General features: G+C 59.4%; 13 protein-coding genes. 4 read left to right on the top strand and 9 right to left on the bottom strand.

Annotated features, from left to right (window positions below; all coding sequences use genetic code 11):
* Genes FHL16_RS09310 through FHL16_RS09295 form a run of 4 tightly spaced genes read right to left on the bottom strand, consistent with a single transcriptional unit; the run spans position 1 to position 5,395 of the window.
* A complete protein-coding gene (locus tag FHL16_RS09310; protein ID WP_020300840.1) occupies positions 1-1,053 on the bottom strand; it encodes a phosphotransferase family protein in 1,053 nt (350 codons plus the stop codon).
* Positions 1,050-2,345: an acyl-CoA dehydrogenase family protein gene (locus FHL16_RS09305; RefSeq protein ID WP_020300841.1), complete on the bottom strand. Its 1,296-nt coding sequence runs from the start codon at positions 2,343-2,345 to the stop codon at positions 1,050-1,052. Before FHL16_RS09305 ends, FHL16_RS09310 begins: the two co-directional genes overlap by 4 nt.
* Positions 2,346-2,369: 24 nt before the next feature.
* Positions 2,370-3,107: an SDR family NAD(P)-dependent oxidoreductase gene (locus FHL16_RS09300; RefSeq protein WP_020300842.1), complete on the bottom strand. Its 738-nt coding sequence runs from the start codon at positions 3,105-3,107 to the stop codon at positions 2,370-2,372.
* A gap of 50 nt (positions 3,108-3,157) precedes the next feature.
* Positions 3,158-5,395, bottom strand: a complete 2,238-nt coding sequence (locus tag FHL16_RS09295; protein ID WP_077748064.1) for a CoA transferase — start codon at positions 5,393-5,395, stop codon at positions 3,158-3,160.
* Between the two features lie 200 nt (positions 5,396-5,595).
* Between FHL16_RS09295 and FHL16_RS09290 the strand changes: the two genes are divergently transcribed.
* Complete coding sequence (locus tag FHL16_RS09290) at positions 5,596-6,003, top strand: VOC family protein (RefSeq protein ID WP_077748063.1); 408 nt, start codon at positions 5,596-5,598, stop codon at positions 6,001-6,003.
* On the opposite strand, the gene FHL16_RS09285 is transcribed toward FHL16_RS09290, so the two are convergent.
* The 3 genes from FHL16_RS09285 to FHL16_RS09275 are packed head-to-tail and all read right to left on the bottom strand — an operon-like array spanning position 6,000 to position 8,794.
* Complete coding sequence (locus tag FHL16_RS09285; protein WP_077748062.1) at positions 6,000-6,779, bottom strand: SDR family oxidoreductase; 780 nt, start codon at positions 6,777-6,779, stop codon at positions 6,000-6,002. The two genes, FHL16_RS09290 and FHL16_RS09285, sit on opposite strands and share 4 nt — an antisense overlap.
* Before the next feature lie 24 nt (positions 6,780-6,803).
* On the bottom strand, positions 6,804-7,835 hold the full coding sequence (locus tag FHL16_RS09280) for an aromatic ring-hydroxylating dioxygenase subunit alpha (protein WP_077748061.1): 1,032 nt from the start codon (positions 7,833-7,835) through the stop codon (positions 6,804-6,806).
* A 17-nt stretch (positions 7,836-7,852) separates the two neighbouring features.
* Positions 7,853-8,794 (bottom strand): Rieske 2Fe-2S domain-containing protein, encoded by a 942-nt coding sequence (locus FHL16_RS09275; protein WP_077748060.1) that lies wholly within the window; start codon positions 8,792-8,794, stop codon positions 7,853-7,855.
* Between the two features lie 310 nt (positions 8,795-9,104).
* Here FHL16_RS09275 and FHL16_RS09270 point away from each other — a divergent pair, with 310 nt between their 5' ends.
* The 3 genes from FHL16_RS09270 to FHL16_RS09260 are packed head-to-tail and all read left to right on the top strand — an operon-like array spanning position 9,105 to position 12,277.
* Positions 9,105-9,584 (top strand): MarR family winged helix-turn-helix transcriptional regulator, encoded by a 480-nt coding sequence (locus FHL16_RS09270; RefSeq protein ID WP_077748059.1) that lies wholly within the window; start codon positions 9,105-9,107, stop codon positions 9,582-9,584.
* Positions 9,577-10,758, top strand: a complete 1,182-nt coding sequence (locus FHL16_RS09265) for an HlyD family secretion protein (RefSeq protein ID WP_077748058.1) — start codon at positions 9,577-9,579, stop codon at positions 10,756-10,758. Before FHL16_RS09270 ends, FHL16_RS09265 begins: the two co-directional genes overlap by 8 nt.
* Positions 10,751-12,277, top strand: a complete 1,527-nt coding sequence (locus tag FHL16_RS09260) for a DHA2 family efflux MFS transporter permease subunit (protein ID WP_060765614.1) — start codon at positions 10,751-10,753, stop codon at positions 12,275-12,277. The genes FHL16_RS09265 and FHL16_RS09260 overlap by 8 nt, the downstream gene beginning before the upstream one ends.
* Here the strand turns inward: FHL16_RS09260 and FHL16_RS09255 are convergent.
* Positions 12,265-13,917, bottom strand: coding sequence for a methyl-accepting chemotaxis protein (locus FHL16_RS09255; protein ID WP_077748057.1), 1,653 nt, complete (start codon positions 13,915-13,917; stop codon positions 12,265-12,267). The genes FHL16_RS09260 and FHL16_RS09255 overlap by 13 nt on opposite strands.
* A gap of 63 nt (positions 13,918-13,980) precedes the next feature.
* Positions 13,981-14,187: an acyl-CoA dehydrogenase C-terminal domain-containing protein gene (locus tag FHL16_RS09250; RefSeq protein WP_256577983.1), complete on the bottom strand. Its 207-nt coding sequence runs from the start codon at positions 14,185-14,187 to the stop codon at positions 13,981-13,983.

Below are 14,187 nucleotides of genomic sequence, written 5' to 3'. Positions count from 1 at the left end.
TCAGACTGTTTGATCGATGCGCTGCAACGCCGTAGCGAACAGACGCAACGCTGAGGCGTGGTGTTTTTCACCCGAGACCATCGAGGCTTTGCCCGCACACGCACGGGCGTAACTGACTTCGAGAAAGATGCCGAGCTTGAAGCCGGCCAACACCAGGTACCAGGTGAAGTCCGCCAACGAGCGCGAGCTGCCGGCGCGGTAATGGGCGACCAGTTCGTCGCTGCTGCAAAAGCCTTCCCAGGGGCGAACTTCAATGGTGCCGGCACCACGACCATCAGCACCGGGCCAGGTGACTACCAGCCAGGCAAGGTCGAGCAACGGATCGCCGATGGTCGCCAGCTCCCAATCGACAACTGCGGCCAGTTCCGCGCTGTCGTGGCGAAACATGACGTTGGACAAGTGAAAGTCACCATGCTGGATACCGGTCTGGAACTGCGTCGGGTAATGCTCGCTCAACCAGTTGGCCAACCGGGCAAGTCCCGGCAGACCGCTCGCGCCCGGCCAACCGGGGTAGTCTTTGACGCTGTCCAGTTGCGCCAGCCAACGTGAGACCTGGCGTTGATGAAAACCTTCGGGCCGCCCAAAATCCCCCAGGCCCACCGCCTGATAGTCGATTTCTCCCAGACGCAATAACGCGTCCACCATGGCCAGCCCCATACGTCGGCGCATTGCTGGCTGCTGCGCGTGCGGCGTCGGCAAACCTGCCGCGCAGTTGGGATTGAAGCCCTGTACTGGTTCCATCAAATAGAAACTGGCGCCCAGAACGTCTTGGTCGGCGCAGTCGGCTATCAGGCCGGCATGGGGCACCGGCGATCCGGCCAACGCTTTGAGCAACCGTGCTTCACGGGCAATGGTTTTACTGCCGACTTCGCGCAACTCCCTGGAAGGCCGACGCAATACGAATTCGCGCGTGCCACGCCGAAAGCGCAGCAACAGATTCTGAGTGCCTCCGGTTAATCGCAGTGGGGCCTCGATGGAGCCACTTTCCAGACCCTTTGAGTCCATCCATAGAGCCAGGCGCTCGAGTTCGACCAGATCCTGCCAGTCGTTCATGCGTCGTACTCGCCCAGACTGGCCAATGCATCGGCGTATTTTTCCCGGGCTCGGGCCGCCGCGGTGGGCCGGTGGTAATCGGGGAACAGTTCGTCGCAGGGTTGATAATCGCGTAGCAGTTGTTTGGCGACCGTGATTTTGTGCACTTCGGTGGGCCCGTCGGCCAGCCCCATCTGGAAGGAGCGGACGATGTACCCGGTAAACGGCATTTCTTCGCTTACCCCTAACGAGCCATGTACATGCAGGGCGCGCGCGGCGATGTCATGCAGCACCTTGGGCATGGCGGCTTTCACCGCAGCGATGTCTTTGCGTACCCGTTTGTAGTCCTGATACTGGTCGATGCGCCATGCCGTGCGCATGACCAGCAAACGAAATTGTTCGAGCTCGATCCACGAGTCGGCAATTTTTTCCTGGACCATCTGCTTGTCCGCCAGGCGGCTGCCCTGGGTACTACGCGACAGGGATCGTTCACAGAGTGCATCCAGGGCTTTCTGCGCTTGGCCAATCACCCGCATCGCATGGTGCACGCGGCCGCCACCCAGTCGTACCTGGGCCACGACAAACGCCTGACCGGGCGCGCCGAGCATGTCGCCAGCAGGCACTCGCACCTTGTCGAACGACAGGTAGGCATGGGTTGCGGCCGGGTCATCGGCGATACCGACGTTGCGGATAATGCTCACCCCCGGAGCATCGGCGGCAACAATAAACATCGACATGCCTTCATACACCGACACGTTTTTATCGGTGACCGCCATCACGATATAGAACGCGGCGTAGCGGGCATTGGAGGCAAACCATTTTTCGCCGCTCAGCAGCCAGTCATCACCCTCACGCACCGCTTCGGTGGTGAACACCGCAGGGTCTGCGCCGCCTTGGGGTTCGGTCATGGCGAAGCAGGACACGATATCGCCGTCGAGCAAGGGTTGCAGGTAGCGCTGCTTCTGCGCCGGCGTGCCGTAATGGGCGAGGATTTCACCGTTACCGGAGTCCGGTGCCTGACAACCAAACACAATCGGTCCGAACAGCGAGCGGCCGAGAATTTCATTGATCAACGCAAGGCGCACCTGGCCATACCCTGCCCCGCCCAGTTCCGGGCCCAGGTGACAAGCCCACAAGTTGCGCGCCTTCACCTGCGCTTGCAACGGTTTGACCAGTTGCTTGAACAGCGGGTCGTGGATATTCCACGGGCTGCCCAACACGTGGTCGAGAGGCTCGACTTCCTCACGCACGAACTGCTCGATCCAATCCAGTTCCACTTGAATCTCGGGGTCGGTCTGAAAGTCCCAGGCCATGGTGTTTCTCCTAGCAAATAGCGATCAGGCCAGCAGCATGCCGCCGTCGACCAATAGGGTTTGGCCGAGCACATAGCTGGCCAGCGGCGAGGCGAGAAACAGAGCCACATTAGCCATGTCCTGAGGCGTGCCGAGGCGCCCTTGAGGAATGGCGCGCAGCGCACCTTCCAGGCGCTTCGGGTTGCTGGTGGTCACCCGTGTCAGCTTGGTTTCCACCAGCCCCGGGGCAATGCCATTCACCCGGATACCATCACGAGCCCAGGCTTCGGCCAAGGTGCGAGTCAGCCCGAAAGCGCCGGTTTTCGAGGCGTTGTAGGCAGGGTTGCCACGGGTAGAATGGAACGCTGCTGCCGAACTGACCGTGATCATCGAACCCTTGGCTTCCATCAGCAGCGGGTGAAATTTCTGCGCGCAGACCATCAGGCTGGTGAGGTTGATGTCGAGCACGCGCTTGAAGCCCTCAGCGAGGAATTCCTGACGGTCGTAGAGCACCGTGCCTTGCGCTTGCACCAACACATCCAGACGGGTGAATGGCACACAGACCGCTTCGATCAACGCTGCATCCGCGACGTCGACCTGCGCGTAATGCAAGCCTTCAAGGTTAGAGTCGGGTGAGTCGTGATAGGCCGCCGCCGAGGCACGCGTACCCCAGACATGCACTTCGGCACCGCGCTGGCGAAAGTTCTGCGCAATGCCATTGCCGATGCCACTGGACCCGCCGACTACCAGCACGGTTTTACCGCTGAAATCCAACTCGTACATGGGTATTCCTTGTGCTTGTCGAAAAATGCTGCCGGGCAATAGGCCCACCGTTACAGCGCCACCAGGCCAGCCGAGGCCAATCGTTCGAGCTCGCTGCCGGTAAAGCCGAGGCCTTCCAGAACTTGCCGGGTATGTTGGCCGAGGGCGGGCGGTGGGCGCTGCAGCGATAACGGCAAGTTGCCGAAATCCCAGAACGCGCCGATCTGTTGCAAATCGCCGTAAACAGCATGTGAGTAATGCGCGTGCAGACCCGCGGCGGCGTGTTCGGGGCTGTCGAGAAAGGCATCCATCTGCGCCTCCAGGACGGCCTGCGCAGGAACTTGCACTTCAGCCAATGCTGCGAGCGCCGCTTGCCGGGTAAGACCTGCAAACCAGGTTTCGGGCTGATCGCCCATGAGCGCCTTGAAACGCTGGACCTCATCCGGTTGCAGCGCTGCCACCACCAGCCAGGCATCGCTACATAGATACAAACGGTGTGCGTCACTCACACCAGTCTGTTGCGCATCCATATGTTCGATTGGGGTCAGGCTGCCGTCTTCAAGCACCACCGCTTCGCTCATCGATAGCAACGTAGCGCCCAACAATGACGAGCTGACCATTTGCCCGACGCCACTGCGGTTGCGCTCGTACAATCCCAGCAGCAAGGCATAGAGCGAGGATAAACCGGCAAAGAAATCGCCCACGCCAAAACGCAGCCACATCGGCGCCTGCCCCTCTCCGCCCTGCTCCCTCTCCCAGCCGCAGGAAGCCTGCATCAATTGGTCAAAACCCGGCCAATCCGCGCGCGGTCCGGTCGGTCCGTAGGCACTGACATGGCAATACACCAGCTGCGGGTTGAGCACTTTGAGGCTCTCGTAGTCGACCTTGAGTTTGCGTGCGGCCGGCAGCCGCATGTTGTGGTGAACAACATCGGCCCAACGGGCCAACGCTTCTACGGCGGGCTCGGTTTGCTGATCGCCCAACTGCAGCGCTACCCCCAACTTGCCACGCTGGGTGCCGCTGAAAATCCGCTCCAGGCGGCGCATGGCATCGCCTTTGGGCGCTTCGACTTTAATGACTTCGGCGCCGAGGTCCGCCAGAAGCATGCAAGCAAACGGCCCGGCCAGGTAGGCGCCCAGGTCCAACACTTTTAATCCGTGAAGCGGCGGCAAAGACGCTGGCGCGAATCCGGGCCGTTGTGTCGGTGTCGTGGCGTCAGCGCTTGAAAATCCGGCGTTCCCTTCACCCGCCAGTGGCGCGCTACCGCCCACTCGCGCGGGTGGCTGCACCTGCCAGGCCGGGCCTGGTTGCAGGGTCTTTCCCAACTGCACGTCGTCGACTTCAACCACGTAGCCATTCAGGCGGGCTTGCTCGTCGAAGTAAATATCGCCAAAGGGAGCGGCCATTTGTGCGGCCACATCGTGCTGCCAGAAATGCTCGACCCAGTCCTGTGCTGGTCGTGTGGCGATGACGGCCTTGTTGGCGCCGAAGTTGGGTGCCACATGACTGGGTGGCCACAGCGCATTCAGGCGCGCCACTTCGGCTTCACCCAACTCACTGAGGGCCGCAGCCATCCACGGTGATTTGTCCGGGGAGTAATGCACATGCAGCCAGCGACCATCGGCGCACTGGTGCAATGGAATTGGAATGTGTTTATTCAGACCTTTCGCAAAGGCCGAGGTCGGTGTTTGTGCGCGGTTCCAATGCATGGTCATTGGCACCAACGCCGCCTGCGCCAGACTCGTATGAGCGATGCCGCCGCAGCCATCACGGTCACGCGCCAATAACCGCGCCATCACCCCGACTACACACAACCAGTTGGCCAGCCAATTGGCAAAGGGCATGCGCACGAATACCGGGCCGGGGCGATGCGCCGGCTGCTCGTCCAACAGTCCCAGGCGCGCCAGGATCAACGTCTCGCGGGGGATGGCATTCGCCAGTGCATGCCGTTGCGGCCAGCCGCTGATCGCCGAGATCACCAATCGAGGAAAGTCTGCAGTGAGCTGCGCGTCTGCCAGACCATGGGCCTCCGCTACCGCGGGGGTGAAGTCATGCAGCAGCACATCGGCGCTGGCTAGCAGCAGTTGCAACTGCTGGCGATCTTCGGCGTTATCAAGGCTAAGGATGACACTGCGCTTGCCTCGGTTAAGCACCGCAAAGAGTGCCTGTTGATCTCTGGCAGGGTTGCTGGGTGGTTCAACCATCACCACTTCGGCGCCCGCTTCGCACAGTTGCAAGCCGGCAGCAGACCCGGCAATGCCGGAACACAGGCTGATGACGCGAATACCTTCGAGGATTGCCTGGTTCATGCAGCACCTTCGAGTGTCTTGTTGTGTTCATAGCGTTCTGCAGCAAAGCTGCAGAACGCATCCCATCGCGTCACCCTACGCCGCCCCAATAATATTCCATAGATAGATTAGTATTCCGAATATAGAATCATAAGCCTGAATATAAACAATAAATAAAAATACGTTCAGATAACCAGAATACGCCGATCGAGGGGCTCGATATGATCCTGCGCATGGACCACTTCACCATCGTCACCAACCAACTGGAGGCGACACGGGATTTCTATGTTGAGGTACTGGGTCTGGTCGACGGGCCACGCCCGCCCTTCCCGGTTCCCGGGTTCTGGCTGTACACCCAGGAACAACCAGTTCTGCATGTGGTAGGCGTATCACAAATGCCGGAGCCGCGACGTGGCGTGCTCGACCATATGGCGTTTCGTGTCCGGGGCTTGCAGAAGATGTGGACGCACCTGGATGAGTACGGCGTGCGATTCAAGGTGATCCGTGCTCCCGGTGCCGAGCGCACGTGGCAGCTGTTCATGCAGGACCCCAATGGAGTTGAAGTGGAGTTGGATTTCGACGCCAGCGAAGTGCCGCCCGCCAACTGGAAGGAACGCCGGGGCGGCTAAATCAATCCGGCATAACTGCCGCCGTCGATCTGCAGATTTTGCCCGGAGATATAGCCAGCCTGCGCCGAACAGAGAAACGCGCAGGCGGCTGCCAATTCGCTCGGCTGGCCAAATCGTCGCGCCGCTATCGGCTTGAGCATTTCCACCCGTGCTTGCTCAAAACTGAGCTGGCGAAGTTCCGCCAGCTGCTCGGTCATAAAGCGCAGACGGTCCGTCTCAATGCGCTCCGGCAGCAGATTGTTGATCGTCACATTGTCCCGTACCACTTCGACCGACAGGGCTTTGCAAAAAGCGGTCAGCCCGGCACGTGCAGCCGTGGACAAACCCAAGGGCAAGCGTGGCGATTTGACCATCGCCGAGGTGATATTGACGATACGGCCGAAACCTCGCGCACGCATACCGCTGACCACAGCCTGAATCAGCAGGATACCCGAGAGCATATTGGCCTCAATGGCAGCCAGCCAGGCGGTGTGATCCCAATCCTCCAGACGACCCGGCGCAGGGCCGCCATTGTTGGTCACCAGAATGTCGACTACCGGGCACGCGGCCAACAATGTCGCCCGCCCGGCAGAGGTGGACAGATCCGCCACCACCGTGCGGGGCAGCCGGCCAGTGCCGAGAAAAATGTCCTGCGCGGTTTGCGCCAGGGTCTCGGCATTGCGGCCGTTGATCAGTATCTCGCAACCCTCCTGCGCCAATGCCAGCGCACAGGCTTTGCCAAGCCCTCGTGAAGACGCGCATACCACCGCCATGCGCCCGCCAATGCCCAGATCCATAGCCGTACTCCTTGCGTGATGGGGTCAGTCTTTCATGCCCAACAACGTGCTGATATCGCGTCCGGGTTCAGCATCGCTGCCGTAGGCGAACTGACCGGCGCGCTGGCGTTCGACCAGTTGTTCCATCTGGTAGCGATAACGAGTACCTGGCGTATCGAAACGCGAATGCAGGTCACGTCGCTCATCGGTCTCGAAATAGCGCTGATTCTGCGGACGCACCACCGAGTTGTCCTGGGGCTGGATGATGTAGTTGATGCGCGGCATCACGTAGCGAAACGGTGACGGTGCAGCGGTGGTATTGAACGTGACGTCACAGCGCGAGCGATGCTTGCCCACCGGCAAGAACGGTTGCAAGTTAGGAACGTCATAACCGGGACGAAATCGCGGGTAGGAGATGCACACATTACTGCGCAAATGGATGTGCAGCACCGCGCGAAAATCCTGGTATTTGGCGCGCACCCCGCCGACCCAACGCATGATCGGCGCCACTGATTTTTGTGCGACTGTACGGGTGCGGGTCACCGTTTCAGAGGTCCATTGCACCTCGACCTCGTCCGACTCGCTGATGCCGTCGCCGATGGTATTGGCATGCAGGAAATCGGCGTGGGTCAGGTCAATCAGGTTTTCTACAGAGAGCGCAGAGGTCGCATCGAATCGCACGGTGCGCTGGGTGTAGCCAGGAAGACTGCCGTCTTGCGGCAGGAACGGGATATGCGGCAGCAGCAATGTATCGGCGGCATCCGGGTTGCCGTACCAGACCCAAATGTAGCCGTAACGCTCGACCAGCGGATAAAACCCGCTGCCGCCAGTGAATGCCGTCAGCACGCACGTATTTTCACGCAGACGATAGGGATGGAATTCAGCTGCTCTCGGCTGCCCGTTTTCCCGCCACAGGTAATAGGGTTGGGCATGAATGATTCGACGGATTGGCTGGGCACTGAGGTCGCGACTATGGGAGACCGGAAACCAGGTGTCACGCAGGTCATAGTTGATCGGTGTCCAGTCACCCCGCACTTTGCGCGACGGAGTATCGGTAGAGGAAGGCACGGTATGCATGGTGAGTTCTCCTGTGCTCAGACGATCGCGCTTGCGGGAATCAGATGCGGTCGGCGCAAGGCACGCAGGTCGCGGGATGGGGCTTGCAGCAGGGCCGCGACGGCTACGCCGTCAATCAGGTGGTTCACCCGGAACGGCGACCTGCTGAATGCACGGGCAATACGCCAACGCAACGGTGCCTTGGCCGGCACGTGCTCAGTCACGAATCCTCGCCAGCACAGGCTGGTGGTGCCACGGCGGTTGGCCCCGGTTGCGATCATCAGGGTAACGAGCGGCATTTCTTCTTCGTTGAGCAAATCCACCCGAATACTGCCGCCGCTCAGGGGTACTGCGGTGCGCACAATCAAGGGGTAGTCCACCACAAACTGCGATGGCAGAAATTGTGTGGACCATACCGCACCGCGCTCCAGAACCACGCGGCCCTGCTCTCTGCGTAGATCGCCAAGGAAGAAATCGGTGAGGCGCACATGGGTAAAGCCGAGCAAGCATTCCGGGCCGTCGAGCATCGCCGCCAGATACTGGTCGTGACTCATGTTGACGACGGTGGAACCGGTAAATTCGCGACCGCTTGGCCGGTAATCGCTGCTGGGGAGCTCCCCTTGCGATGCGCCCTCACCCAACCACACATGGACGAAGCCATTGGCTTCGCTCACCTGAAAGGCCCGCACGGCGTAGCGTGGCGGTACGCGCTCATCATCATTAAGGTTGGGAATTTTTGTACAACCGCCACTGGCACCATCGAAGGTCCAGCCGTGGTAACCACATTGCAAACCAGACTCGACAACTCGTCCCAGAGCCAACGGCACCCGCCGATGTGGACAACGGTCTTCCAGAGCAAAAGCCTGCCCGGCTGCGTTGCGAAACAGGACCAGTTCCTCGCCACCAAAGGCCACCGCCAATGGCTTTTGATCATTCACAGCCTCGGAAAGCGCCATGGCCCACCAGCCAGGGGTCGTCATCGGTTTGCCTCATTGTTGTTGTGTTTTTGGGCTTTTGTTTGCAATGCAATCAACGCTAACGGTAGCGGCACAATGCTGTGAGGGCAACCATAAATAAACATTTTAATGATTTATGTTCACAATCATAAAACCCTATCTAAAACCCAGAAATACTCCGAACACTGCTCAACAAAATGGATTATCAGCCAAATAAATCGATAAATATGAACATTTTTAACTTTAATGCCCATTTTTTCCTTGAAAAGGATCAGCAGAAAACCTATAAGCCTGATCACCATGAGCATGCTCATTTACTTCAGGTGCGCTGACGATGACCCAATCCACCCTCGGCTTTGTCCTCCATGATGTTGCTCGTTTGATGCGTAAACGCTTCGAACAATGGGCCCGCGCAGCCGGTCTCACGCGCTCTCAATGGCAAGTTCTGGCCAAACTGTCCACGCATGAAGGCATTCACCAGAAGGGTCTGGCCGACTTGCTTGAAATCGAGTCGGTCACGCTGGTGCGCTTGCTGGACAAAATGCAGGAGCGCGGTCTGATCGAACGTCGCAACCACCCCACCGATCGCCGTTTTTCCTTGTTATTTCTCACTCCGGATGCCCATCCGCTGCTGCAATTCATGCGCACCATTGGCGAGCAGACTCGAGTGGAAACCATGGCCGACTTTTCCGTTCAGGAGCACGATCAATTGCTGCAGTACCTCGAACGCATGCGTGAACACTTGCTGACGGCTTGCAGCCAGCCGGTGGATGAGCTCACTGACTGCGGGGCAGACGAGGTGACGCATGGCTGAGTCCACATTGCAGCGTCATGCGGTGCAGGCAGAAGCCCGTCCACTCGACCGACTGGCGAAACCTGACGCGCAGGCGCCTGAAGCTCCCACCCTTGATCGTCATGGGCCAGAATCCTCCGGCGCTCCACGGCAACGCTGGCGCGTCGGCCTGTTTTTGCTGGCGCCGATTGTCGTCGTGGCCTGTGGCGCCTGGTATGTGTTGGGTGGCCAAGTGGTCAGTACCGACAACGCCTACGTTCAGGCCGAACGGGTGGGCGTTTCGACCGATGTGGCCGGGATCGTGGCGGCCATTGAGGTCAGTGACAACCAAGTCGTGAGCAAGGGCCAAGTGTTATTTCGCTTGAAGCCAGAACCCTTTGAAATCGCCTTGGCCAGTGCCAGCGCGCAACTGGAAGGCGCGCGCAACCAGATCCTTTACCTCAAGGCCAGCTACAACCAGTCACTGGCCGAAATCGCCCAGGCTGAAGCCAGGCTGCCCTACTACCAGACCAATTTCCAACGGCTGGAAAAACTGGTCAGCGTTGCCGCCGTCTCCAAGACAATCTACGACGACGCCCATCAGGACCTCGACAATACCCGCCAGCAGGTTTTGGTAGCCAAGTCCCAGGCTGCTGCGGCATTAGCCCAACTGGGAGGACGGCTGGACAGGCCTCTCGAGCAACATCCCTCCTACCTACAAGCACAAGCAGCGCTCAATGAAGCCGAACGCAACCTGCGTAACTCGGTGGTGACCGCCCCGTTCGACGGCGTGGTGACCAACGTGGACTCGTTGCAAGTGGGCGCCTACCTGCAACCCCCACAATCAGGCTTTAGCCTGGTGTCCAGCGAACACCTATGGGTGGCTGCCTCGCCGAAAGAAACCGAGCTGACCAACGCTCACGTCGGCCAGGACGCAACCATTGAGGTAGACACTTATCCCGGCGTGACCTGGCACGGCACCGTGGAAAGCATCAGCCCGGCTTCCAGCTCCAGCTTTTCGCTACTGCCGGCACAGAACACCACGGGCAATTGGGTGAAGGTTGTGCAGCGTATTCCGGTGAGGATCCGTATCGACGATGCCGTAGGCAAACCCGCGCTGCGCCACGGCATGAGTGCCTTGGTAGAGATCGATACCGGAACCGCCCGTGGTCTGCCGAAACCGCTGGCCAACCTGCTCGCCCGCCATCATGAGTGAAGTAACTGGGCCGCTGCCACCTTCGCCGCTACGAGTACTGATTACGCTGTGTGTGGTGCTGGCAGTGGTCATGCAAGCCTTGGACACCACCATCGCCAACGTCGCCCTACCCTATATGCAGGGCAGTGTGTCGGCCAGTGCCGACCAGATTAACTGGGTACTGACTTCCTACATCGTCGCCACCGCCATCATGACGCCGCCCTCGGCATTCCTTGCCCGACGCTTCGGTCGCAAGCGCGTATTGCTGTGGTCGATCTTCGGTTTTGTATTGGCGTCGGTGCTCTGTGGCATTGCCCGGTCCCTGGAAGAAATCATCCTGTTCCGTTTGCTGCAAGGGCTGGCAGGGGCAGCATTGGTGCCGTTATCGCAAGGCATTCTGCTGGATATTTACCCGCAGAAAGACCGTGGCTCGGCAGTGGCCTTGTTCGGCGTGTCGGTGATGGTTGGTCCGGTGCTGGGTCCGATGATCGGCGGCTGGCTAACAGAACACCTCAGCTGGCGCTGGGTGTTCTTCATCAACTTGCCTATCGGATTGCTGGCCTTTGTCGGCATGATGCGCTTCATTCAGGAAACCCCGGCCGACAGAACCGCCCGCTTGGACTGGCTAGGCTTTGGCTCGCTCAGCGTGGCGATCCTGTCGATTCAATTGTTCCTCGACCGCGGTGAACAGCTGGGCTGGTTCGATTCAGGAGAAATCATCCTGGAGGCGCTGGTGGCCGCCATCGCTTCGTACATTTTCATCGTCCACACCTTCACCCACGACAAGCCCTTTATCAGTCTGAAACTGTTCAAGGACCGCAATTACTCGGTGGCGGTCGTGTTTATCTTCATCATCGGCATTACCTATTTAGCGTCATTGGCGCTGATGACACCCTACCTGCAAACCCTGATGGGTTACCCGGTGCTCACCGCCGGCATGGTCATGGGGCCACGCGGACTGGGGACCATGCTTAGCATGTTCCTTGCCGGGAAGATCATCGGCAAAGTGGATATTCGCTGGATACTGTTTTGCGGTTTGTTGCTGTCCGCCTGGTCGATGTACATGATGACCGGCTGGACGCCGGCAGTGTCCATCAACACCATCGTGTACGTCGGCTTTATTCAGGGCGCGAGCCTGGGTCTGTTGTTCGTCCCACTGACCACCATCGCCTTTACCACCCTAGCGCCGCATTTGCGTGGCGAAGCCACTGGTCTGTACAACCTGTCACGCAATGTCGGCTCAAGCGTTGGCATCTCGATCGTTACGGTGCTGCTGGCTCAAAACACTCAGATCAATCATGCCGAAATCGGCGCATACGTTACGCCGTTCAACCGCCTGTTCGATGCCTGGCCTGTAAACAACCAACTCAATCCATTAACCGCCGGCGGGCGTGCGGCGCTGGATGGCATGATCACTGTGCAGGCCAGCTGGGTGGCCTACCTGGATGACTTCAAGCTGCTGATGTGGTTATCCATTGGCGTCATACCCCTGCTGCTGATATTCAGGACACCGAAGTCTCAAGCAAATCAGGCCTCGTAGCGAAAACGTCCCACTGCTACATTCAGCTCATCGGACAGTTCGCGCAAAGACACCACAGCTCCGGACACCTGATGAGTGATCGCATCGCCCTCGCCGGCCATGCGTGCGATGTGCTCGACGTTGGCAACGATGCCCCGCCCACCCTCGTTCTGCACGCTCACCGCATCGGCAATCCGGTCCACCCCACGCGTGGAGTCGCCGACCAGTTCCGCTGCCTGTTGCAGGGTACTTTCCAACTCACTCAGCAGTCGGCCGCTGTCGTCCAATGCCACCGTGCCGGCGCGCAGGGCTTCGTCGACCACCTCGGACTGGCTCTCGAGCTTTACCGTCAACTGGTTGATCGAGTTGGCTGCCAGCGCAGAGCGTTGTGCCAGATTACGCACTTCGTCCGCCACCACGCTGAAGCCGCGTCCACTCTCGCCAGCCCGTGCCGCCTCGATCGCCGCATTGAGCGCCAGCATGCTGGTCTGCGCGGAAAGGTCCTTGACCTGACCGATGCTGGCGGTGATCGCAGTAGTGCTTTCGACAAAATCGCCCACCGAGCCACGGATGGCGGAGAATGCATGGCGCACGCTGTCGATTTTCTCGAGCAGTCGCGACAAGGCCAAGTGTCCATCCTGCGCACCGCGCAAACTGGCTTCGGTGCAGCTGCGCAGGCTTTCAGCATGACTGGAGATTGCCGCAATCCCGTCGCTCATCTGCTCGATGGTCATCGACACCGCGCCCACCGCACCGGCCTGCGCCGTAGAGCTTTGCGCCACACGCGCCGAAGCGCCCACCAGCTCCTCTGCCGAGGCGCCGACCGATGCCGCGACTCCGGCTACCTTGCGCATTGCCTGCTGGAAGCTATCAATGAGTTCGTTGAATGCCTGAGCCGTGTGGGCAATCTCGTCTCGACCCATGACCCGCACGCGTCGGGTCAGGTCGCCATCGCGCAACTCGATCGACGCCCTCTCGATTTCCCGAATGGGCCGGATGATTTGCGCACGCAACAAAAGACTGACTAACACAGCCAGTAAGCTGCCACCCAGCAGCACCGCGACGAGCATCCGTGAGACCTGCTGTTGTGTTGCGCCCGCCTCAGCGAAGGCGCCAGAGGTCAGCTCGGCTTGTAGGCCCAACAGCCGGTTGAATTGACCTTGCAGGCCATTGTTGTCGGCACGCACCCGACCCAGCAGCGAGGCAGCCTGTATCTGGTCACTCAAAGCAGTGCGCTTGAATTCGGCAAGCCCCTCGCCGACCACTGCGGCCTGCTCCTGCACCGCTTGATAGAGCGCTCTCTCCTCTTCGCCCAGGCGAGTTTCACGGGCCACCTTGTCCAGCCCGGCACGCATGTCGTCAACACTGGCCTGCATATCTTCAAGATATGACTCAAGGTCTTCCGCGGAAGCTTGCCCACTGGATTCAAGGATGCGCGCGCCTGTGGCATATGCGCCGACCATCGCCGCCTGCGAGGCGGCCGAGGTTTCTAACACTTGCCGATACTGCTGGAAACGCAACTGGTCGATTTCCTCGATTACCGCTTGTTGCTTAGCCAGCCCGCGGTAGGCCAGACCCGAGACAACCAGTAGAGCGAGCACAAATAACCCGGGCAGCACGAGGAGCTTGGCGCCGATTGAGAAGCCTTTCAGAAATGACATGTTGGTTACCGTTTTTGTTTTTATAGGGCGTGACTAGGCTGGCAATTTATCCTGCATTATTCTTTATACAGTATTTAATTCTATTATCAGAACGAAATTAAAAGTTTGATGTCCCGCCATCGTGCCTTGCCTCCGCCCTGCAACTAACGCCTGGCGTAACCAAAGCCAGCCAACCAGCACTGGAACGAACAGGCCCAGGTAAGCAGCGGCATTGCAAAGACCAAGGTCAGGTTCGATACCGCCCCCCCACAGAATCGCCAGTGCCTTGAT

This window comes from Pseudomonas sp. FSL W5-0299 (assembly GCF_005930655.1).
In the GTDB taxonomy this organism is placed as follows: Bacteria; Pseudomonadota; Gammaproteobacteria; order Pseudomonadales; family Pseudomonadaceae; genus Aquipseudomonas; species Aquipseudomonas mandelii.
The sequence above is the reverse complement of the archived record's forward strand: the minus strand, read 5'-3'. Positions and strand labels throughout refer to the sequence as shown.

Bases quoted from the DNA above. Each gene is read 5' to 3' on its own strand.
- FHL16_RS09265 (WP_077748058.1), top strand. From the start codon at position 9,577: ATGGCTGAGTCCACATTGCAGCGTCATGCGGTGCAGGCAGAAGCCCGT.
- FHL16_RS09260 (WP_060765614.1), top strand. From the start codon at position 10,751: ATGAGTGAAGTAACTGGGCCGCTGCCACCTTCGCCGCTACGAGTACTG.
- FHL16_RS09255 (WP_077748057.1), bottom strand. From the start codon at position 13,917: ATGTCATTTCTGAAAGGCTTCTCAATCGGCGCCAAGCTCCTCGTGCTG.
- FHL16_RS09285 (WP_077748062.1), bottom strand. From the start codon at position 6,779: ATGGATCTGGGCATTGGCGGGCGCATGGCGGTGGTATGCGCGTCTTCA.
- FHL16_RS09295 (WP_077748064.1), bottom strand. From the start codon at position 5,395: ATGAACCAGGCAATCCTCGAAGGTATTCGCGTCATCAGCCTGTGTTCC.
- FHL16_RS09310 (WP_020300840.1), bottom strand. From the start codon at position 1,053: ATGAACGACTGGCAGGATCTGGTCGAACTCGAGCGCCTGGCTCTATGG.
- FHL16_RS09280 (WP_077748061.1), bottom strand. From the start codon at position 7,835: ATGCATACCGTGCCTTCCTCTACCGATACTCCGTCGCGCAAAGTGCGG.
- FHL16_RS09300 (WP_020300842.1), bottom strand. From the start codon at position 3,107: ATGTACGAGTTGGATTTCAGCGGTAAAACCGTGCTGGTAGTCGGCGGG.
- FHL16_RS09290 (WP_077748063.1), top strand. From the start codon at position 5,596: ATGATCCTGCGCATGGACCACTTCACCATCGTCACCAACCAACTGGAG.
- FHL16_RS09275 (WP_077748060.1), bottom strand. From the start codon at position 8,794: ATGACGACCCCTGGCTGGTGGGCCATGGCGCTTTCCGAGGCTGTGAAT.
- FHL16_RS09270 (WP_077748059.1), top strand. From the start codon at position 9,105: ATGACCCAATCCACCCTCGGCTTTGTCCTCCATGATGTTGCTCGTTTG.
- FHL16_RS09305 (WP_020300841.1), bottom strand. From the start codon at position 2,345: ATGGCCTGGGACTTTCAGACCGACCCCGAGATTCAAGTGGAACTGGAT.